Genomic DNA, 18,533 nt, shown 5'->3' with positions numbered 1-18,533 from the left:
AGATACCCGAAAATGAGAAGGCCACCGCGAGGTGGCCTTCTCCAAATCAACAATGAACGTCTGGTGGAACTCAATCCTTGGCCGCGTCCATCACACCCTCTTCGGAGTGCGCAGGCAGGATCAGGTTGAGCAGGATGGCGGCAACAGATGCCAGGCCAACACCGGCCAGCGCGAAGTCGCCAATCTTCATCTCCAGCGCACCGACACCGACGGTCAGAGTCACGGCGACGATGGCGATATTGCGTGACAGTCCCAGATCCACCTTGGATTCCACCAGCGTCTTGAGACCGATGGCAGCGATGGATCCGAACAGCAGCAGCATGATACCGCCCATCACCGGCATCGGGATGGAGGTAAGCAGCGCATTGAACTTGCCGAAGAAGGCCAGAATGATGGCAAACACCGCAGCCCAGGTCATGGTGACCGGATTGAAGTTGCGAGTGATCATCACGGCACCGGTCACTTCGGCGTAGGTGGTCACGGGTGGGCCACCGATGAAACCGGCGAAGCAGACGCCGATGCCGTCACCGGCCAGCGTACGGTGCAAACCCGGATCCTTGGTGTAATCCTTGCCAGTCACGCCACCAATCGCCAACACGCCACCGATATGCTCGATACAGGGGGCGATGGCTACCGGCAACATGAACAACGCAGCAGCCCAGTTGATCTCCGGGGTTTCGAAGTGGGGCAGCGCCAGCCAAGGGGCGTTCACCATGCCATCGAAACTCACCTGGCCCATGAACACCGCCGAGACATAACCGGCAATCACGCCGCACAGGATGGGGATCAGCTTGATCCACCCCTTGCAGAACACAGCTGCAATCAGGGTGACCGCCAGCGAGATACCGGCCAGCGTCAACGCAGTCCCCGCAAGAACCACCTGCTCACTACCGGCACGGCCCATCGCCATGTTGCAGGCAACCTGCGCCACAGAAAGACCTATGACCATGATCACCGGGCCAATCACCACCGGGGGCAGCAATTTGTGCACAAACCCCATCCCTTTTGCTCGGATCAGCGCAGCCAGAATGAAATACATGAAACCGGCGGCAAACAGGCCAAACATGGTGGATGGCAATCCCCAGGTCTGGGTGGCGTAGATGATGGGGGCGATGAAGGCAAAGCTGGAACCGAGGAAAATCGGGACCTGGCGGCGGGTGCAGAGCTGGAACAACAGGGTGCCCACACCGGCGCCAAGCAGGGCCATGGAGGGGTTCAGTCCGGTGAGCAGGGGCACCAGAACCATGGCACCGAAGGCGACAAACAGGATTTGCAGCCCGGCGACACTTTGCTTGACTAAGGAAAACATGGATGTCCTTAATTTTTTGATAACTGATGGGGATATTTATCACTTTTCAGTTATCACAAGACTTTTCCAAGGCACAAAATGAACACAAATACGTCACTTGTTGCCTTTTACTGCTTGGGAAGGGCATGAAACTGGCTTTTTAGGCGGGATTCGTTGCTACAAGCATCGAGTATGCGATTTTACGCATTATTGTGACGAACGCCAATCGTTTTTCCATCATGTTTATTGTGTTCATGGTCAAAAATGCCGCCACCAGGGGCGCGCTCTATAATGGATCCTGTGAATCAAGATGGACAAGGAGTCCCCATGTCACAGCCCCCATTCAAGGCCAGCCAGCGCAGATTGCTTATTGGCTCGGCCATCGCACTCGCCCTGTTTGCGAACCCGTTCAGTTATGATTTCGCCCAAAATGAGTGGCAAATGAATCAGGCCTATGCCAAGTCCTGCTTTATCGCCGGCACTCGCATCACGATGGCCGATGGTTCCACCCGCCCCATAGAAACGCTCCGGGTCGGTGAACAGGTGCTGGATCAGCACGGCGGCAGTAACCGGATCCTGGCGGTCGAACGGGTCATACTGGGCAAGCGCAGACTCTATGGGATCAATGATGTGCCCCCGTTCTTTACCGCAGAGCACCCTCTGCTGACCACTCGGGGCTGGGCGGCCATCTCACCGGCCATGACCCGAACCGAAAACCCGCAACTGGCGGTGCTGCCGCTATTTACCGGCATGCAGATAATGTGTCGCCCGGCACCTGCCATGGTGACGGGCAATCTGGCCCTGCAACCCCAGCCGGAATTACTGCTGGTTGAGTCACTCTGCTGGATCGAGGCATCTCCCACTACCGCACTCTTCAATCTGCTGCTCGATGGCAGCCACAGCTACATCGCCAATGAGCTGATCGTTCACAACAAAGATGGCGATGGTGGCAGTGGGGGCAGCAGTGGTGGAGGCAGCAACAGCGGCGGTGGCAGCGACAGCGGCGGTGGCAGCGACAGCGGCGGTGGCAGCGACAGCGATGGGGGCAGCAACAGCGGCGGAGGCAGCAACAGCGGTGGTGGCAGCAACAGCGGTGGTGGCAGCAACAGCGGTGGTGGCAGCAACAGCGGTGGTGGCAGCAACAGCGGTGGTGGCAGCAACAGCGGCGGAGGCAGCGACAGCGGCGGTGGCAGCGACAGCGATGGGGGCAGCGATGACAGTGGCAGCCAAGGCGAGTATGCCGGCGGAGAGCAGCATGGTGGAGGTGAACGGCATGCTGGTGGAGAAAAACATGCAGGGGGAGAACGCCATGGGGGTGGCCGCGGATTTGGCAATGGCGTTGATGACAACGGTGTAGATGCCGTCGATGCCAATGGCAACAAGCTCAGAGGTGACGGCACAGTCGATGACAACGGCGTGGATGCCGTCGATGCCAACGGCAACAAGCTCAGGGGTGATGGCACCATCGATGACAACGGCGTGGATGCCGTCGATGCCAATGGCAACAAGCTCAGAGGCGATGGCACAGTCGATGACAACGGCGTGGATGCCGTCGATGCCAACGGCAACAAACTAAGAGGTGATGGCACGGTCGATGACAACGGTGTGGATGCCGTCGATGCCAACGGCAACAAACTCAGGGGCGATGGCACGGTCGATGACAACGGCGTAGATGCCGTCGATGCCAACGGCAACAAGCTCAGAGGTGACGGCACAGTCGATGACGACGGCGTGGATGCCATCGATGCCAACGGCAACAAGCTCAGAGGCGATGGCACAGTCGATGACAACGGCGTAGATGCCGTCGATGCCAATGGCAACAAGCTCAGGGGCGATGGCACGGTCGATGACAACGGTGTGGATGCCGTCGATGCCAATGGCAACAAGCTCAGGGGTGATGGCACGGTCGACGATCGCCAGCAAGTGCTTACCGATGAGCAGGAGCGGGCGCTGCTCAACAACGGCTTTCGCCAACAGGGGCAACCATGATGCGTTATCTGCTAACACTCCTCCTGCTCGGCCTCGCTGGCTGCGCCACGGTCGACACTCCGCCGCTTTACCATCAAATGGATAAGGCAGATGTTCAACTGGCCAATCAGGCTCTCGCCAAGGCGCTGGAAACCCGTACCAAAGGCCAAAGCCTCACCTGGTTCAATCCAGCTAACCGTCACTCGGGTAGCGTCACCCCGCTGCGCACCTTCCGCCATACCAGCGGGGAGTGGTGTCGCGACTATCGCGAGCAACTCTATATCGGCAAGGCGAGCCAGCAGTGGCAGGATACCGCCTGTCGCAATCAGCAAGGGCGCTGGCGGCCATTGCGAACTTAGTGAATGCCACGGGTGATGAATGAAAGGGGGTAGCAGCGCTACCCCCTTGTCATCTTTACCGATCCGTTATCCGGGCGGTGAATACGCGGTTATACCCGACGATAGGGCAGGTAAACCGGCTCCCACATGTGGTTGAGGATATGCTGCTGCAGATCCTGACCGATCAGCGGGTGGGAGGGATCCCGACGCACGATATCCTTGAGCACGGCGGTGGCCACATGCACCGAGATGCTGCGCAGCTCGCGAATGCGGGGATACACGGCTCCTTTCGCCAGGTCCACCTCACTCACGCACTCGGCCAGCGCAAAGGCGGCGGTAGTGAAGACATCGGGTGTGATCTCGCGGATCTGGCTGACGATGGCCGCCAGACCTACACCGGGGAAGATAAAGACGTTATTGCCCTGCCCGACCCGAAAATCCTGCCCCTCGTAGCTCACATCCTTGAACGGGCTGCCAGTCGCCACGATCGCCTTGCCCTTGCTCCAACGGTAGATATCTTCCGGCAGCGCTTCACAGTTGGCGGTCGGGTTGGAGAGCGGGAACACCATGGGGCGCTCGCAATGCTGCAGCATCAGCTGGATATGCTCTTCCTGGAAGGCACCGCCCGAGCCGCTGGTACCCAGCAACACGGTAATGGGCACATGACGCAGCACATCGGCCAGATTGGCCTTGCCGGGCACCTCGGTATCCCAGCCCGCCAGCAGCAGCCCCGGCTTGGCGTAGCGACGCTTGTACTCGTCGAGCCCGTCCCGGTTGTCGCACACCAGCCCCTGGGTATCCAGAATGTAGATGCGATCGCGGGCCGCCTGCGGATCCATCCCCTCGCGGATCATCCCCGCGCAGATCTGATCCGCGACACCAACCCCGCCGGCGCCAGCGCCATAGACCAGATAGTTCTGCTGGCCCAGGGTCTCCCCCTTGACCTTGACCGCGCCTATGATACCGGCCAGCACCACGGCACCGGTGCCCTGAATATCATCGTTGAATGACGGCAGTGACTGCTGGTAGCGGGCCAGATTGTTGAAGGCATTGGATTTGCTGAAGTCTTCCCACTGCAGCACCGCATTGGGGAAGTGACGCTTGACCCCCTGCACGAACTTGTCGATGAACTCCTCATACTCCTTGCCGCGAATGCGCTTGTGGGGGCGGCCCAGATACATGGGGTCATCGAGCAGTTTCTGATTGTCGGTGCCCACATCCAGCGCGATGGGCATGCAACAGGCGGGGTGAATACCGGCCCCCAGGGTATAGAGCGCCAGCTTGCCGATGGGGATCCCCATGCCGCCAACACCCTGATCGCCGATCCCCAGAATGCCCTGGCTGTCGGTGACGACTATGATGCGGATCGATTTGGCATCGAAGTGACGGGCCTGACTGCCCATGTCATCCACGTTGTCCGGGGTAATGTAGAGGCCCCGCGGCTTCTGGAAGCGGTGGCTGAACTCCTGGCACGCCTTGCCCACGGTCGGGGTATAGATGTAGGGAGTCATCTCCTCCACATGACGTGACAACAGGGCATAGAAGAGAGTCTCGTTGCGATCCTGCAGGGCACGCAGGTTCTGGTACTTCTCGATATCGCTGCAAGCGCTCTTGAACCCCTCATACACTCGCTCGAGCTGGGCTTCAAAAGTTTGCACCTGAGGCGGCAGCAAACCATCGAGATCAAAATCGGCCCGCTCCTGTTCGGTAAAGGCTGTGCCCTTGTTGAGGTATCGATTGTTAAGCAGATCAGTGCCGGTCAGTGCAACGGGGCGAAAATCCTGTCCCTGTGCATCTTTCCACAGCAGATATTGTCCGGTAGCCATAGTCATTCTCTTTGATTTACGTGAAATTGCCGTTCGGCAGGAGAGCAAGACTCATAATGAAATCAATCATATGACGTTTACTCGATCGGTTTTGTGAGCTTGGGCATACCCTGCGGCCAAAATAGGCGCCTAGCGACCCCGGCGAGACAAATATCCACGGCAAGGAATGAGACTCATGTTAGCATTGCGGGCAACCCAGCCCCTTTCACCGCATCACAGCCGGGAGTGACCTGATGCCCTCGCCTCTACCAGCCTGCGCCCCGTTCTTCCTGCCATGCGCCTGATCCCGCTGCTTGCTCTGTGGTTGTTTCTGACCAGCCAATCGGCTCTCGCCGCACCGGGCCGGGTGCTCAACATCATCGTGGGTGAATGGCCCCCTTTCGTCTCCGAGCAGTCAAAACAGCACGGGCCAGTGGCCCACCTCATCAGCGATCTGTTCAAGGAGGCGGGCTATGAGGTGAAGTTCCACTTCGCCCCCTGGGGTCGGGTCTATTCGCTGGCGGCCAACAGCCAGCTCTACGATGCCACCGCCGTCTGGATGCACAAACCGGAGCGGGAGCAGGATTTTCTGTTTAGCGAAGCGGTGCTGCAGGAGCAGTTTGTCTTCTTCTCCCTCAAATCACGGCAACTGCAAGCCGAGCGCCTTGAGCAGATCATCGGCATGCGGTTGGGGGGCGATATCGCCTATAGCTACGGGCCCGAGCTGGACAAGATGGTGGCCGATGGCAAGGTAACCCAACAGAAAGTCACCGACGTGAAGCAGAATTTCGGCAAGCTGCTGCGCGGGCGGATCGACCTCTATCCGCAAGAGCTGCGAGTCGGTCTGGCCGAGTTGCAGAGCCAGCTCGATCCCGCCAGCGCGGCACTCATCACCCACAGTCAGACCCCTTTTCTGCGCAACGACAGCTTCGTGATGTTCCCGCGCAAGATGCCGGATTCAGCCAAACTGCGGGATCAGTTCAATCAGCAGTTGCAGCAGGCCATCGCCAGCGGACGTTATCAGCGCTACTTCGAGCGACTGGCCCGGGGTGAATATTGACCTTGGAGAGGCAAAAACAGAGGGGATAAAACAACGGTGGCGGCCCTTTGTGGCCGCCACCTCTGTGATGCTTGTCAGCTGCTGGCATTAGCCGCTGATGCCCACCTCCAACTTGAACGGCGTCTTGGCCTTGCTGCTCTCGGCAGCCCCCATCTGGTAGACCCGAATGGTATAAGTGCCCTTGGCGGGCAGGGTTGCCTCAAAGTTGTTCCCGTCACGAGAGCCGATAAACATCGCCTCCCCCTTGCTGCCCGGCGGCAGAATATTGAAGTAGGGCTTGCCGGTCAGGATCACCACCATGCTCTGGCCCTTGTTGGCCGTCAGCTTGTAATCGAGGGTCTGGCTACCCTGAATGGTACTGTTGATGGTTGCCCCTGACTCCCCCTTCTTGAACTGCACCTGCTGGGTCTTGATCCCGTCAGCCGCCTGCGCCACGCCCGCAATACCACCGAAGAGCGCAGATGCACATACCGCTGCCAGCCATGCTTTTCTCATCATTTGTCATCCCTTGTGTGAATGGAACCCCTGTTACTGTTGCTCAAGGTGGCCCAAAAAACCATCGCCGTTTGCGGCATCGCTCAATCAATTTGCCATCACCATCGACCCGCCATCAAAAGGGGCGCCGCTGCGCCCCTTCTCTTTTACTCTTTGTCGACCATCAGCTTGATTTGCCCGACTTGGGCTCATCGAGGGTGTGCTTGACCTCTTCATACCAGAGGTCGTGGTGCTCCTTGGCCCAGGTCTCGTCCACCTCGCCGGTCACCATCCCCTCCAGCGCCCCTTCCAACTGGAACAGGCCCATGTAGATATGGAAAATAAAGCCGCAGATAAGGATCAGTGCTCCGACGATATGGATGAAGCTGGCCCACTCCATCTGGCGGCGCAGCTGGCCGAAGATTGGGAAGTCGAGGAACAACCCGGTCGCCACCACAATGCCGCCAAACCAGATGAGCAACCAGAAGATCGCCTTCTCGCCGCCGTTGGAGAAGCCCGCCGAGGGGTGACTTCCCTTGTGCTTGCCGAGCATGCCACCAAACTTCATGAACCACTGCACATCCACCATATTGACGATGTTGTGGCGGAACCACTTGATGAGCACCCCCATCAGGCAGAGGAAGAAAAGCGGCCCCACGTAGTTGTGGAACACCTTGGCAAACCAGATCCAGTTCTCCCACACCCCGAGGCTCACCACCGGCTTGATGAAGTACTTGCCATAGATGATGGCCAGCCCCGACCCGGAGAGGGTCAGGAACATAGCCGCCGTGGTCCAGTGCAGTGCCCGATCCAGCCTGCTCCAGCGCTTGAGCTTGCGCCCGGTGCGCGGTTTGGAGAGCTTGGTCTGCCCCACGATCAGGTACATCAGACCGCACATGGCCAAGGAGCCGAAGATGGCGATGGCGCCAAGCGGCGACACCCACTTGGTCTTCACCTCGAACCAGAGCTGGCCCGGCACCGAGATAAGCACTCCGTGCTCCGGCGAGCGGGAGGTGGTCACCCCCTCCTGCCCATCCTTCACCGCCCGCCAATAATCGGCGCCGGCAAAGCCGACCGCCTCTTTCTCGGCATCGGCGAAACTTGCGGTACTCACCAGCAGCAGGGCAGCAAACAGGGCCATTAGCCAGGTTTTCATGCCGCCCCTCCCTGCTTGTTCAGCTTGCTGGCATCGTGGAACAGCTCATCGCCATTACCCCAAGCCGCATCCTTGGCACCACGATAGGCAACCCGCTCGCGGAAGATATCGGAGATCACCTGCGCATCCCCCGCCAGCAGCGCCTTGGTGGAGCAGAGCTCGGCACACATGGGCAGCTTGCCCTCGGCGATGCGGTTGGCACCGTACTTCTGGCGCTCCGCCTCGCAGTGATCCTCTTCCGGGCCGCCAGCACAGAAGGTGCACTTGTCCATCTTGCCCCGATCGCCAAAGGCGGCGGTTTTCGGGAACTGGGGGGCACCAAACGGGCAGGCGAACAGGCAGTAGCCGCAACCAATGCAGAGATCCTTGTTGTGCAGCACTATGCCGTCGTCGGTGTGATAGAAGCAGTCGGCCGGGCAGACCGCCATGCAGGGAGCGTCGGTGCAGTGCATGCAGGCGACCGAGATGGAGGTCTCCCCCGGCAGGCCGTCGTTGAGGGTCACCACCCGGCGGCGCTGGATGCCCCACTCCAGGGCATCGTCGTTCTCGTTCTTGCACGCCGTCACACAGCCGTTGCACTCGATGCAGCGCTTGGTGTCACACATGAATTTCATTCTGGCCATGGGATCAGGCTCCTACTTTGCGAAAACGGCACAGGGTGACCTTGGTCTCCTGCATCTGGGTGACCGGGTCATAACCATAGGTGGTGACTATGTTGACCGACTCCCCCAGCACATAGGGGTCAGACCCTTCCGGATATTTGGATCGCAGATCCTTGCCCTCGAAGTGGCCGCCGAAGTGGAACGGCATAAAGGCGAGCCCCGGCTTGACCCGCGGGGTCACCAGCGCCTTCACCTTGACCCGGCCCCCTTCCGGCCCCTCGACCCACACATCCTGACCGTCGCGCACGCCGACATCGTTGGCATCCGCCGGGTTCATCTCGACGAACATCTCCTGCTGCAATTCAGCCAGCCAGGGGTTGGAGCGGGTCTCGTCGCCGCCCCCCTCGTATTCGACCAGACGGCCGGAGGTGAGGATGATCGGGAACTCCTTGCTGACATCCTTCTCCTGCACCGAGGCGTACTGGGTCGGCAAGCGCCACAGGCTCTTCGAATCAGGCCAGGTAGCGTAGTCGGCCAGCAGATCCCGGCGCGGGGTATAGAGCGGCTCGCGGTGCTTGGGCACCTGATCCGGGAAGGTCCACACTACGCAGCGCGCCTTGGCGTTGCCGTAGGGGACGAAGCCGTGCTTGATGGCGACCCGCTGGATGCCGCCGGAGAGGTCAGTCTTCCAGTTCTTGCCCTCGGCCTCTTTCTTCTCGGCCTCGGTCAGCTCATCCCACCAGCCGAGCTGCTTCATCAAATCGGCGGTGATCTCGGGATAGCCGTCTTCTACTTCACTTCCCTTCGGCCAGGAGTCTTCGGCGAGCAGCGAGACGCCCTGATACTCGATGCCGAAACGGGCACGGAAACCGCCGCCCCCTTCCGACACCGGAATGCTGGTGTCGTAGAGGATGTGGCTGCCGGGATGTTTCATCTCCGGGGTGCCCCAGCAGGGCCACGGCAGACCGTACACTTCGCCACTGACCGGGCCGCCCTCGGCCTTGAGGTTGGTTTTGTGGAAGGTGTGCCAGTTCTGCTGGTGCGCCTTGAGCCGCTCCGGGCTCTGGCCGGTGTAACCCACGCTCCACATGCCGCGGTTATATTCGCGGGTGATGTCTTCCAGCAGTGGCTGGTTGTTCTCCACCTTGATGTGCTTGAACAGCTGGTCGGCAAAGCCGAGCTTCTTGCTCAGCAGATACATGATCTCGTGGTCGACCTTGGATTCGAACAGGGGCTCGATCACCTTGTCGCGCCACTGCATGGAGCGGTTGGTGGCGGTAACGGAACCATAGGTTTCGAACTGGGTGGTGGCCGGCAGCAGGTAGACGCCGTCGGTGCGATCGTTCATCACCGAGGCGACGGTGGGGTACGGGTCGACAATCACCATCATGTCGAGCTTTTGCATCGCCTTCTTCATTTCCGGGCCGCGGGTCTGGGAGTTGACCGCATGGCCCCAGTAGAACATGGCGCGGATGTTGGAGCCCTGCTCGATGAGATCGGCGTTCTCCAGCACACCGTCCACCCAGCGGGAGACCGGAATGCCATTGTTGTTCATCGGCAGCTTGCCGTTGTAGGCCTTGTTGTCGAAGCGGGCCTTGATCCACTCGTAATCGACATCCCACACCCGGGCCCAGTGCTTCCAGGAGCCCTCTTCCAGACCGTAGTAGCCGGGCAATGAGTCGGAGGTGACGCCAAAATCGGTGGCCCCCTGCACGTTGTCGTGACCGCGGAAGATGTTGGTGCCCGCCCCGCTCTTGCCCACGTTGCCGAGGGCCAGTTCGAGGATGCAGTAAGCGCGGGTGTTGTTGTTGCCTGTGGTGTGCTGGGTGCCGCCCATGCACCAGACCACGCAGCCGGGGCGGTTGTCGGCCAGCAGTTTGGCGGCGCCATAGACCTGCTGCTCGTTGAGGCCGGTCACCCGCTCCACTTCGGCCGGAGTCCAGCGCGCCACCTCTTTTTGCACCTCGTCCATACCGTAGACGCGGGTGCGGATGAACTCTTTGTCTTCCCAGCCGTTCTTGAAGATGTGCCAGAGCATGCCCCAGATAAAGGCGACGTCGGTACCCGGACGCAATGAGAGGTACATGTCCGCCTTGGCGGCGGTGCGGGTGCGACGCGGGTCGACCACCAGGATCTTGCAGCCGTTGCGCTCTTTGGCCAGCAGGATGTGCTGCATGGCGACCGGGTGGGCCTCCGCCGGGTTGGAGCCGATAAACATGATCGACTTGCTGTTGTGCATGTCGTTCAGGCTGTTGGTCATGGCGCCGTAGCCCCAGGTATTGGCTACGCCAGCGACCGTGGTGGAGTGGCAGATCCGCGCCTGGTGATCCACGTTGTTGGTGCCCCAAAGCGACGCCATCTTGCGAAACAGGTAGGCCTGCTCGTTGGAGTGCTTGGCGGAGCCGAGCCAGTAGACGCTGTCGGGGCCGGACTCCTTGCGCAGGCGCAGCACTTCGTTGCCCACCTCTTCGATGGCCTGATCCCAGCTGATGCGCTGCCACTTGCCGCCCACCAGCTTCATCGGGTACTTGAGGCGACGCTCACCGTGGCCGTGCTCGCGCAGGGCCGCCCCCTTGGCGCAGTGACCGCCAAGGTTGAAGGGGTGATCAAAGGCCGGCTCCTGACCGGTCCAGACGCCGTTTTGCACCTCGGCATAGACGCCGCAGCCCACCGAGCAGTGGGAACAGATGGTACGCTTCACCTCGACCGGCACCCCGGCCGCCACAGTTTTGGCTTCGGCCCGCTGCATCATGGCAGGAGCCAGCCAACCGGCCGCCACGGCGCCACCGGCCACCACGGCGCCACCGGCCACCAGACTTGAGTTGACCATAAAAGCACGGCGGGTCAGCCCCTGGCCGCGAATGGCCTCATTGCCCTGCTCACCCGCCTGGGGCTGCTCGGCACGTTTTGTCAGTTTCATGAGTTCTCCTTCACTGATCCGGCTCAGTCGGTGCCGCGCAGGGTGCGATAAAAGTCGTGAACATGGGGGGTCTCCCGATAGCCCTTGTCAGGCTCGGTGTCGTGGGTCAACACCTCTTTGCCCACCACCCGGCCGGTGGCACCGGCCAATACGCCTATGGTGGCGACCACGCCAACTCCCTTGATCAGATTGCGGCGGGACGGGTCTTTCAGCTGTTCATCGCTCATTCTTGTGACCTCTGTTGTTGTTCTTGCCGGCGCCTGCGCGCCAGCTTCGCGTCCAATGGGATATCTCGTCTGTTCGTTTTGTTGTGGGTGGATAAGGGCGTTCAGCCCGGCACCACGCAGGCGCCAAACGGCAGGCGCAATTCGTTTTCCAGCTTGAAGAAATCTTCGGCAAGGGCCCCGACCGCCCGGTAGAAGCTGCCCCCTTTCGCCTGTTGCTGATCGCGGCAACAGGCGAGTACCCAAGGGGCAAGGTGGCGCTCATAGAAGCGGTTGCGCTCCGGGTGCTGCTCGCCAATCAGTACCGCCATCACCTCACAGAGGGCGGCCAGATGATCTTCCGGCTCGCACACTCCGCTCTGGCGCTCGAAACCGAGGGACTGCAGATCTGCGCGCAGCACCGCCAGCGGCAGCTCCATCAATGAGCCGGTGAGATACCAGGAGGCAAACGGCACAATTTCACCGCGCCCCAGCCCGATAAAGAGATCCTGATACTCCTCGGCAAGCTCGTTTTCGTGGTGGCTGCTGGCCGCCAGCTGCACCAGCCCCAGCCCTCTGGCAAAGGGGCCCGGCATAGCCTGCAACCCTTGCAGCCAAGCGAGCTGTTCGCCACGGGGAGCGGCGCGCCAGAGGCTTGCCAGCAGGGCGTAGAGATCGGCGCTGCTCTGTTCCAGTTCGGTTATGGTCAGTTCGCCAGCCTTTTCGTTATGTTGTTCATTCATCACTGGCCCCTCATACCTTGAGTTGGGAGACGGGATCCGCCGCCAGCGCCGCAAACACATCCTTGACCCGACAGTCCTCGCACATCAGCAACCGCTGGGCTGCCTCGTTCTGGAAGTGGGAGTGACCGGCCAGTTTTTGCTGGATGCGGCGGATCATCGAGGCGGGCGCGAACGGCTTGGAGCAGCGAATGCAGCAGGCCGCCTCTTCGGCTTTCAGGCTCTGCACGGCGCGGCGCGCCTCGGGCACGGGTTGCAAGCGGGGCACCAGCACGATGGCCTGCTCGGGGCATGCCTTTTCGCACATGCCGCACTGGATGCAGTCCTGCTCGATAAAGTTGAGGCCAGGCGTGTGCCCAACCGCATGCAGGGCGCGACTCGGGCAGACCGCCACGCAGCCCATGCAGAGGGTGCAGTCAGCTTCTTTGAGTTCCACACTGCCGTAAGGGGCGCCGTGGGGCACCGCCAGCGGCTCGCGGCTCCCCTCGTTGGCCTGCCAGAGGGCATCGAAGGCGGCAAACAGGTTTTCCCGTTTGTCCCCTTTGAGCGGCTTCTCCAACAAGGCAACGGCTGGCTCACCGGAGATCGGCTTATCTTGTTCGGCATCCGGGTTAAACAGGGCAATACGATTGGCAGCAAGCCCTGCGCCCGCCAAGAGCACGGCGGCGCTCGCCAGTTCCCGCTCAACCAGTGCACGGACGCTTTCGGGGGCATCGTCACCCAGCGCAATGCGCACCGTGCTGGCACCGTAGGCGAGTGCCGCAAACCAGCTCTCGATGCCTAAGCTCGCGCTCTCCTCCACCCAGACCGGCAGCCAGTTGGCAGGCAGGCGGGTGAGTTCGGCTTCCACCCATTCGCGCTCGTTTTCACCGGCGATCAGCAACTGGGGCGCTTCGCCGCCCGCCTCCCGATAATGCTTGAGCAATCGGAACAGATAGTCGCCGCTGGTGTTGGCATCGGGCTGATGATAGCCAATCGCCCCGGTCGGACAGGCCGAGGCGCAGCTGCCAAAGCCCTGACAGAGATGGGGATCGATCTGGATGCGACCATTGATGGGCTTGAGCGCATCGGTCGGACAGACATCGAGGCAGCGGCTGCAACCGGGCACGCCGCGGGCGGTAAAGGCGCAGGCCTCGGGGTCGAGGCGAAAATAGCGCGGCTTGTCGAAAATACCGGTCAGCGCACAGAGCTCGGCAAGCCGTTCGGCAAGCCCATCGTCATCAGCCAGATGCAGATAGCCGACCGGCGGACGCTCCAGCGCAAAGAGCGGGGCGCGGCCCAGATCGGCCACCAGATCGAAGCGCGGTTCCCGTGGCTGTTCACTAACAGCAGCCGCTTGGTGTGGAAAGCCTTTCTGTGGGAAGCAAAGCGCCGCCAGATTAACCCGCTCACCCTGCCCATTGAGGCCGGTGAGCTGAAACTGGCCGAGATACCCTGTCAGGCTCGGCTCGCGCAGGGTCAGGGCCGCGAGGGATGCGGTGGCATCGAAAATGGTTTCGAGATCGGCCGCCTCGGCATCGTGGACCGCTTCGCTCACCAGCAGGGTGGGCTTCACCCCGGCGGGCAGCAGGCTGGCGGCGCGGCGAATGCGATCTTCCGGGCCGACCAGCAGCAGGCGCCCCTGACTCTGGTAAGAGACAGTGGCCGGGATCAGGTTATCGGTCTTGACCGTATGCTGCAGGGCATAGGCGCGAGCGCGCGCGTTATGCGCGGCCGCCCCCGCCCCATGGGCAAGATTGGAGGCCAGATTTGGGGTCAGACTTGGCAATGTTTGTTCAGTGCTCACATACGCTCCTGTGCGCACCACCTCATGGGATGGGCGCTTGTTGGTAAGCCGAGAGAGCAAGAGGCGAGCCAACTCCCCCGGGAAAAAAGTGACTGACAGGGAGTCAGGATCCTGAGGGTTCCATTCCCCCACCGTTGGTTGGGACATTTTGTCCACCACAGGAAACCAAAATGTCCCGATCGTCGGTGTGGGTTTGAGAATGGTTATCAGCCAACTCGGGCGGCTCGGCGGCAGGTTCGCTGGCAAGCGCCACCGGTTCAGTGGATCCGCTGGCCGGATTGGCCGATTCGCTCTCCGGGGCGATCACCTGATCCACCAGCCAGTTGCGCAGCCCGGCGGTCAGGGCCGCGGGCAGCAATTCGGGCTGGCTGAAATCCTGGGTGTAATCGTCGAGCTCATCCGGCTTGTGGCTGCGAAACATGGCCCGCAGCGCCTCCTTGTCGGGGAGTTTGGCCTTGCCCGGCTGGGCTGTTGTTAGCGGCGGTTCGCCACTCTCGGCCCCCTCAACGGCACGCAGTTCACAGCTCCCCTTGTCAGTGCTGACTACGGGGCTATCCAGCGCGGTATCTGAGATTTCACCTTCACCACTGCCTTCTATGGGGGCGGAAACTACCTCGGGGCTAACCTCTTCCCTCGGCTGCAATGCCTGATGCTTGCGAGACGACCAGCGCTTGAGGAACTCACTCATGGGCGCTGTTTCCGGCCTTGTTTACGGCACAGGTTCCGGCGTCGCTGTCACGCTCGCGGCCATCGGGGCCGGTGGCTTTAACGGCGCCGCAGCTGGCTTGATCTACCGTATCGACACCGAGCTGATCCTGCGCCCGCCCCTTGCCCTTCTTGCCCTTGCGACGGGCCTCCAGCAGCTCGCCGTGACGGCCGATAAAGGCTTCCACCCAGGCTTGCAGCGCCTCGGGCAGCGGGCAGGAGAGCACCTGCCGCTCGCCATCCATATAGGCGGCGGCCACGGTCTGGCTCAGGGTCAGGCCATCGGCCACAAAGCCATTGTCCACGCGGCTTCCGGTGACAAAGAGGCGGGGCGAGCCGGAGCTCAAATTGAAGCGATAATCCCCCCGCTCATCGCGAAACAGGGTGAGGGGCAAGGCGCCAGCAGTCTCGGGCTCGGCGGGATGGAGCGCCGCAATCTCGAAACGGCGGCTCTGCCAGCGGCCAACCTGGCTGTCGATGGCCTTTAACTCCAGTTGCAGCCAGCGCTGCGGGGGCAAGGTATTGGTGGTGTCTTGCACTGTCACGGCTCCCATCAGAAGGTCTCTGCCGGGCCGCCCTCCGCCGTGATCCACCCCGTTCGGTGCGGATCAGAGCAGGAGATTCAGGGCGGCCACGGCCATCAATGGGATAAGACTTAGCAAGAGTGGGGCCAAGGCAGGCTTGGTAGCCGATGGGGGCTTTGCTGCGGGTTAGGCATCATGCGGGAGGTAGGTTGGTGCAGAGCGCAGCGAAGCCCAACATGTAAAGAGAAACCAATTTCCCCACATCCCAATCCAGCTTGGTGTTGGGAATAAACAAGTGACCAGATGATTGCCTACATCAACAAGATCACCCAGTAAACGTTGGGCTTCACTTCGTTCAGCACCAACCTACGCTTTAGCCCAACATGCGAGATAAAATGCAAAAACGATATTCGAGCACATAGAGGTCGATTACAATCGTCATTGTCTGCGCCGCCCCTGGAATATCAAATTTTTGACAAACTTGATCGAGACGATGCTTGGTTCAGGTTTCAACAAATGAAATCACTAGAGGTTACTTATGTCGGTTCTCAATTGTTACCAGACCTACCCAGATAACTATGTGCGTTTTAACTGGGGAGGTAAGTCAATAGAGGGGGAATTTTATGAGTATAATTCGGTTGGCAACGAGCTTGGATCAAGAGCAGGTTATATTCGACCATTTGATAAAATTCTTAGACAGTCTTTGATTGATAATATTCAGGCTGCTCAGAACTTGGATTTACAAGATTTTTTATACAAAGATGAGTTGATAACGTGTGATGCGTTTGTAACTCACCCTAGTATACGCAGACCCTATCAATACATCATTAATGAGTTCGAGTTCATCACAGAGGATGAGCTTGTGACAAATAAAGACGTTATTAGCAGCTGTAGAGCTGACTTACTATCCCGTCAGTATCGTTACGGAAAAAACCAGAAAGAATCTGATGAGCTACTGAACAACATCCTTACAGAATATCGAATATGCGTTACACCTAACGACAGACCTTTGCGGTATGAAAGAACCAACGTCAGGAAAAACCTCCACCGAATTTCAGTTGTATTGAATTGGCTTTTTACTATTTGTGTTATTTTTGCCACTCTCTTTGCCATATTAAAATGATTAGAACAGTAGCAAAAACCTCACCCAGAAATAATCTGGAACAAAACTTGCTGTATCCCTCCCCTTAGATCCCGGCAACCGGTCGCGAGGGGCCCATGACACCGACCTTTATCAAAAGCAATGCCGCAGCCCAGCTCACCATGGCCGTCGAGGTGATGGATGAGCAGGGCACAATGAACACCCGCCAAATCGCCTGTGAACGGCCACTGACGGTCTACCTCAACTGGAAGGAAATAGTAACCCTGATGACGCTGGGGGCGCGCCCCGAGGCACTGGTGCTGGGTTATCTGAAAAATCAGGGCTTTATCGAGGATATTTCGGCCATCGAGTCGGTGATCGTCGACTGGGAGAGCGAGGCCGCCGCCGTGGTGAGCAGCCAGCAGGCCGCCGATCTCGACAAGTCGCTGGAGAAGAAGACGGTCACCTCCGGCTGCGGTCAGGGCACCATGTATGGCAGCGTGATGAAGAAGCTCGAAGGGGTGGTCTTGGCGGCGCCTGAGCTTAAACAGAGCACCCTCTACGCCCTGCTCAAGGCGCTGTCGGCCCATAACGAAACCTACAAGATGGCGGGTGCCGTCCATGGCTGCGCCATCTGTCGCGGCAGCGAAATCCTCTCCTTTGTCGAGGATGTGGGGCGCCACAATGCGGTGGATACCCTGGCGGGCGAGCTCTGGATGCGCGGCGAGAGTGGCCACGACAAGATCTTCTACACCACCGGGCGGCTCACCTCGGAGATGGTGATCAAGGTGGCGCAGATGGGCATTCCGGTGCTGCTGTCGCGCTCCGGCGTAACCCAGATGGGGCTGGATCTGGCCCGCCAGCTCGGCATCACCATGATTGCCCGCGCCAAGGGGCGCCATTTCGAGGTATTCAGCGGCCACGACCATATGGTGCTGGACGAGAAGCCGCCGGTGCTGGCGCCCGGTTCAGCCGGTCGCGGGATGCGGGACTAAGCCATGAATGAGTTTATGAACGTCAAGCAGGTGGCGGAATACCTCGATCTCAACGAGAAGAAGGTCTACCAGCTCGCCAACGAGGCGCGTATCCCCGCCACCAAGGCGACCGGCAAGTGGCTGTTTCCGCGATCCCTGCTCGATCGCTGGCTGCTCGGCAGCTGCCACGAGGGGGTGATGAACGACCGCCTGCTGCTGGCAGGCTCGGACGATGTGCTGCTCCACTACGCCAGCAGCCGCTTGGCCCGGCAGCTCGGCACCCAGGCACTGGTGGGCTACACCCCGTGCGGTACCCGTCAGGGGCTGGCGATGCTGGCGCGCGGCCATGTGGATCTCTGCGCCATCCACTGGGGGCAGGCCGAGGAGGCGCACCTGCGCCACCCGGCGCTGGTGCAGCAGTATCAGGGCCACCGGCAATGGGTGATCGTTCATGGATTCAGGCGGGTGCAGGGTCTAGTGCTGCGCCAGGGGTTGCAACCCAAGGAGGCGAAAGAGGCGCTCGACTGGCGCTGGGCCATGCGTCAGGAGGGGGCTGGCAGCCAGCGCGCCCTGCAGGAGTGGCTGCAAACTCAAGGCGAGTCGCTGACCCGGCTGGAGCGCACCCTCGAGGTCAACAGCGAGCGGGAGCTGGCCGCCGCCATCAGCCGTGGCGATGCGGATGTCGGGCCCGGCGCCCAGAGCACCGCCACCGAGTTTGGCCTCGGCTTTATGCCCTTGTCGCAGGAGTGCTTCGATCTGGTGATGCCGCAGGGGGTCTTCTTTCGCACCCTGCTACAGCAGCTGATCGGCTGGCTGCAATCCCCCGAGGGGCGCGAGCTGGCGGCCCGCCTCGGCGGCTATGACCTGACCCAGAGCGGCAAGCTGGTGTGGAGCCCGCAGTAAATAACC

Annotated in this window: 16 protein-coding genes and 1 pseudogene; 6 read left to right on the top strand and 11 right to left on the bottom strand. The window is 60.5% G+C overall.

What is annotated here, in order from left to right; all coding sequences use genetic code 11:
• Positions 1-70: 70 nt before the first annotated feature.
• A complete protein-coding gene (locus ACTG20_RS07915) occupies positions 71-1,309 on the bottom strand; it encodes a uracil-xanthine permease family protein (protein WP_439987542.1) in 1,239 nt (412 codons plus the stop codon).
• 306 nt (positions 1,310-1,615) lie between these two features.
• Here ACTG20_RS07915 and ACTG20_RS07910 point away from each other — a divergent pair.
• Both ACTG20_RS07910 and ACTG20_RS07905 read left to right on the top strand, forming a co-directional pair.
• Positions 1,616-2,875 (top strand): annotated as a pseudogene (locus ACTG20_RS07910) (hypothetical protein); the annotation flags it as partial.
• 398 nt (positions 2,876-3,273) lie between these two features.
• On the top strand, positions 3,274-3,615 hold the full coding sequence (locus ACTG20_RS07905) for an RT0821/Lpp0805 family surface protein (protein WP_040065365.1): 342 nt from the start codon (positions 3,274-3,276) through the stop codon (positions 3,613-3,615).
• 89 nt (positions 3,616-3,704) lie between these two features.
• Here the strand turns inward: ACTG20_RS07905 and ACTG20_RS07900 are convergent, their stop codons facing one another.
• Positions 3,705-5,420 carry an NAD-dependent malic enzyme gene (locus tag ACTG20_RS07900; RefSeq protein ID WP_108614326.1) on the bottom strand — a complete coding sequence of 572 codons (1,716 nt, stop codon included), beginning with the start codon at positions 5,418-5,420 and terminating at the stop codon, positions 3,705-3,707.
• Positions 5,421-5,694: 274 nt separating this feature from the next.
• Here ACTG20_RS07900 and ACTG20_RS07895 point away from each other — a divergent pair, with 274 nt between their 5' ends.
• A complete protein-coding gene (locus tag ACTG20_RS07895; protein ID WP_439987541.1) occupies positions 5,695-6,459 on the top strand; it encodes a substrate-binding periplasmic protein in 765 nt (254 codons plus the stop codon).
• Between the two features lie 87 nt (positions 6,460-6,546).
• On the opposite strand, the gene ACTG20_RS07890 is transcribed toward ACTG20_RS07895, so the two are convergent.
• The 9 genes from ACTG20_RS07890 to ACTG20_RS07850 all read right to left on the bottom strand — a co-directional run bounded on the left by ACTG20_RS07890 (position 6,547) and on the right by ACTG20_RS07850 (position 15,599).
• Positions 6,547-6,957 (bottom strand): DNA breaking-rejoining protein, encoded by a 411-nt coding sequence (locus tag ACTG20_RS07890; protein ID WP_439987540.1) that lies wholly within the window; start codon positions 6,955-6,957, stop codon positions 6,547-6,549.
• Between the two features lie 160 nt (positions 6,958-7,117).
• Entirely contained in the window at positions 7,118-8,089 is a 972-nt protein-coding gene (locus tag ACTG20_RS07885) for a formate dehydrogenase subunit gamma (protein ID WP_323918806.1), read from the bottom strand.
• On the bottom strand, positions 8,086-8,712 hold the full coding sequence (gene fdh3B, locus ACTG20_RS07880; RefSeq protein ID WP_194495990.1) for a formate dehydrogenase FDH3 subunit beta: 627 nt from the start codon (positions 8,710-8,712) through the stop codon (positions 8,086-8,088). The genes ACTG20_RS07885 and fdh3B overlap by 4 nt, the downstream gene beginning before the upstream one ends.
• Positions 8,713-8,716: 4 nt before the next feature.
• Positions 8,717-11,611 (bottom strand): formate dehydrogenase subunit alpha, encoded by a 2,895-nt coding sequence (locus ACTG20_RS07875; RefSeq protein ID WP_194495989.1) that lies wholly within the window; start codon positions 11,609-11,611, stop codon positions 8,717-8,719.
• A gap of 23 nt (positions 11,612-11,634) precedes the next feature.
• Positions 11,635-11,838, bottom strand: coding sequence for a transcriptional initiation protein Tat (locus ACTG20_RS07870; RefSeq protein ID WP_005303194.1), 204 nt, complete (start codon positions 11,836-11,838; stop codon positions 11,635-11,637).
• A 101-nt stretch (positions 11,839-11,939) separates the two neighbouring features.
• Positions 11,940-12,557 (bottom strand): TorD/DmsD family molecular chaperone, encoded by a 618-nt coding sequence (locus ACTG20_RS07865; protein ID WP_194495988.1) that lies wholly within the window; start codon positions 12,555-12,557, stop codon positions 11,940-11,942.
• A gap of 10 nt (positions 12,558-12,567) precedes the next feature.
• Positions 12,568-14,340 (bottom strand): 4Fe-4S binding protein, encoded by a 1,773-nt coding sequence (locus ACTG20_RS07860; RefSeq protein WP_320628417.1) that lies wholly within the window; start codon positions 14,338-14,340, stop codon positions 12,568-12,570.
• A gap of 103 nt (positions 14,341-14,443) precedes the next feature.
• The gene (locus ACTG20_RS07855; protein WP_194495987.1) at positions 14,444-15,028 is read right to left on the bottom strand and encodes a DUF3306 domain-containing protein; all 585 of its coding nucleotides are present in this window, start codon (positions 15,026-15,028) and stop codon (positions 14,444-14,446) included.
• On the bottom strand, positions 15,021-15,599 hold the full coding sequence (locus tag ACTG20_RS07850) for a DUF3305 domain-containing protein (RefSeq protein WP_194495986.1): 579 nt from the start codon (positions 15,597-15,599) through the stop codon (positions 15,021-15,023). The genes ACTG20_RS07855 and ACTG20_RS07850 overlap by 8 nt, the downstream gene beginning before the upstream one ends.
• Positions 15,600-16,107: 508 nt before the next feature.
• Here ACTG20_RS07850 and ACTG20_RS07845 point away from each other — a divergent pair.
• From ACTG20_RS07845 to ACTG20_RS07835, 3 genes are all read left to right on the top strand, one after another.
• The gene (locus tag ACTG20_RS07845; RefSeq protein ID WP_194495985.1) at positions 16,108-16,692 is read left to right on the top strand and encodes a hypothetical protein; all 585 of its coding nucleotides are present in this window, start codon (positions 16,108-16,110) and stop codon (positions 16,690-16,692) included.
• Between the two features lie 95 nt (positions 16,693-16,787).
• Complete coding sequence (locus ACTG20_RS07840) at positions 16,788-17,645, top strand: formate dehydrogenase accessory sulfurtransferase FdhD (RefSeq protein ID WP_194495984.1); 858 nt, start codon at positions 16,788-16,790, stop codon at positions 17,643-17,645.
• A 15-nt stretch (positions 17,646-17,660) separates the two neighbouring features.
• Positions 17,661-18,527 carry a helix-turn-helix transcriptional regulator gene (locus ACTG20_RS07835; protein WP_104014986.1) on the top strand — a complete coding sequence of 289 codons (867 nt, stop codon included), beginning with the start codon at positions 17,661-17,663 and terminating at the stop codon, positions 18,525-18,527.
• Positions 18,528-18,533: the final 6 nt, after the last annotated feature.

Source organism: Aeromonas sp. 84A (assembly GCF_051919345.1).
Taxonomy (GTDB): domain Bacteria; phylum Pseudomonadota; class Gammaproteobacteria; order Enterobacterales; family Aeromonadaceae; genus Aeromonas; species Aeromonas veronii.
The sequence above is the reverse complement of the archived record's forward strand: the minus strand, read 5'-3'. Positions and strand labels throughout refer to the sequence as shown.

What these genes read in the sequence shown, in the direction of transcription:
- ACTG20_RS07915 (WP_439987542.1), bottom strand. Translation starts at nt 1,309, where the DNA reads ATGTTTTCCTTAGTCAAGCAAAGTGTCGCCGGGCTGCAAATCCTGTTT.
- ACTG20_RS07905 (WP_040065365.1), top strand. Translation starts at nt 3,274, where the DNA reads ATGATGCGTTATCTGCTAACACTCCTCCTGCTCGGCCTCGCTGGCTGC.
- ACTG20_RS07900 (WP_108614326.1), bottom strand. Translation starts at nt 5,420, where the DNA reads ATGGCTACCGGACAATATCTGCTGTGGAAAGATGCACAGGGACAGGAT.
- ACTG20_RS07895 (WP_439987541.1), top strand. Translation starts at nt 5,695, where the DNA reads ATGCGCCTGATCCCGCTGCTTGCTCTGTGGTTGTTTCTGACCAGCCAA.
- ACTG20_RS07890 (WP_439987540.1), bottom strand. Translation starts at nt 6,957, where the DNA reads ATGATGAGAAAAGCATGGCTGGCAGCGGTATGTGCATCTGCGCTCTTC.
- ACTG20_RS07885 (WP_323918806.1), bottom strand. Translation starts at nt 8,089, where the DNA reads ATGAAAACCTGGCTAATGGCCCTGTTTGCTGCCCTGCTGCTGGTGAGT.
- fdh3B (WP_194495990.1), bottom strand. Translation starts at nt 8,712, where the DNA reads ATGGCCAGAATGAAATTCATGTGTGACACCAAGCGCTGCATCGAGTGC.
- ACTG20_RS07875 (WP_194495989.1), bottom strand. Translation starts at nt 11,611, where the DNA reads ATGAAACTGACAAAACGTGCCGAGCAGCCCCAGGCGGGTGAGCAGGGC.
- ACTG20_RS07870 (WP_005303194.1), bottom strand. Translation starts at nt 11,838, where the DNA reads ATGAGCGATGAACAGCTGAAAGACCCGTCCCGCCGCAATCTGATCAAG.
- ACTG20_RS07865 (WP_194495988.1), bottom strand. Translation starts at nt 12,557, where the DNA reads ATGAATGAACAACATAACGAAAAGGCTGGCGAACTGACCATAACCGAA.
- ACTG20_RS07855 (WP_194495987.1), bottom strand. Translation starts at nt 15,028, where the DNA reads ATGAGTGAGTTCCTCAAGCGCTGGTCGTCTCGCAAGCATCAGGCATTG.
- ACTG20_RS07850 (WP_194495986.1), bottom strand. Translation starts at nt 15,599, where the DNA reads ATGGGAGCCGTGACAGTGCAAGACACCACCAATACCTTGCCCCCGCAG.
- ACTG20_RS07845 (WP_194495985.1), top strand. Translation starts at nt 16,108, where the DNA reads ATGTCGGTTCTCAATTGTTACCAGACCTACCCAGATAACTATGTGCGT.
- ACTG20_RS07840 (WP_194495984.1), top strand. Translation starts at nt 16,788, where the DNA reads ATGACACCGACCTTTATCAAAAGCAATGCCGCAGCCCAGCTCACCATG.
- ACTG20_RS07835 (WP_104014986.1), top strand. Translation starts at nt 17,661, where the DNA reads ATGAACGTCAAGCAGGTGGCGGAATACCTCGATCTCAACGAGAAGAAG.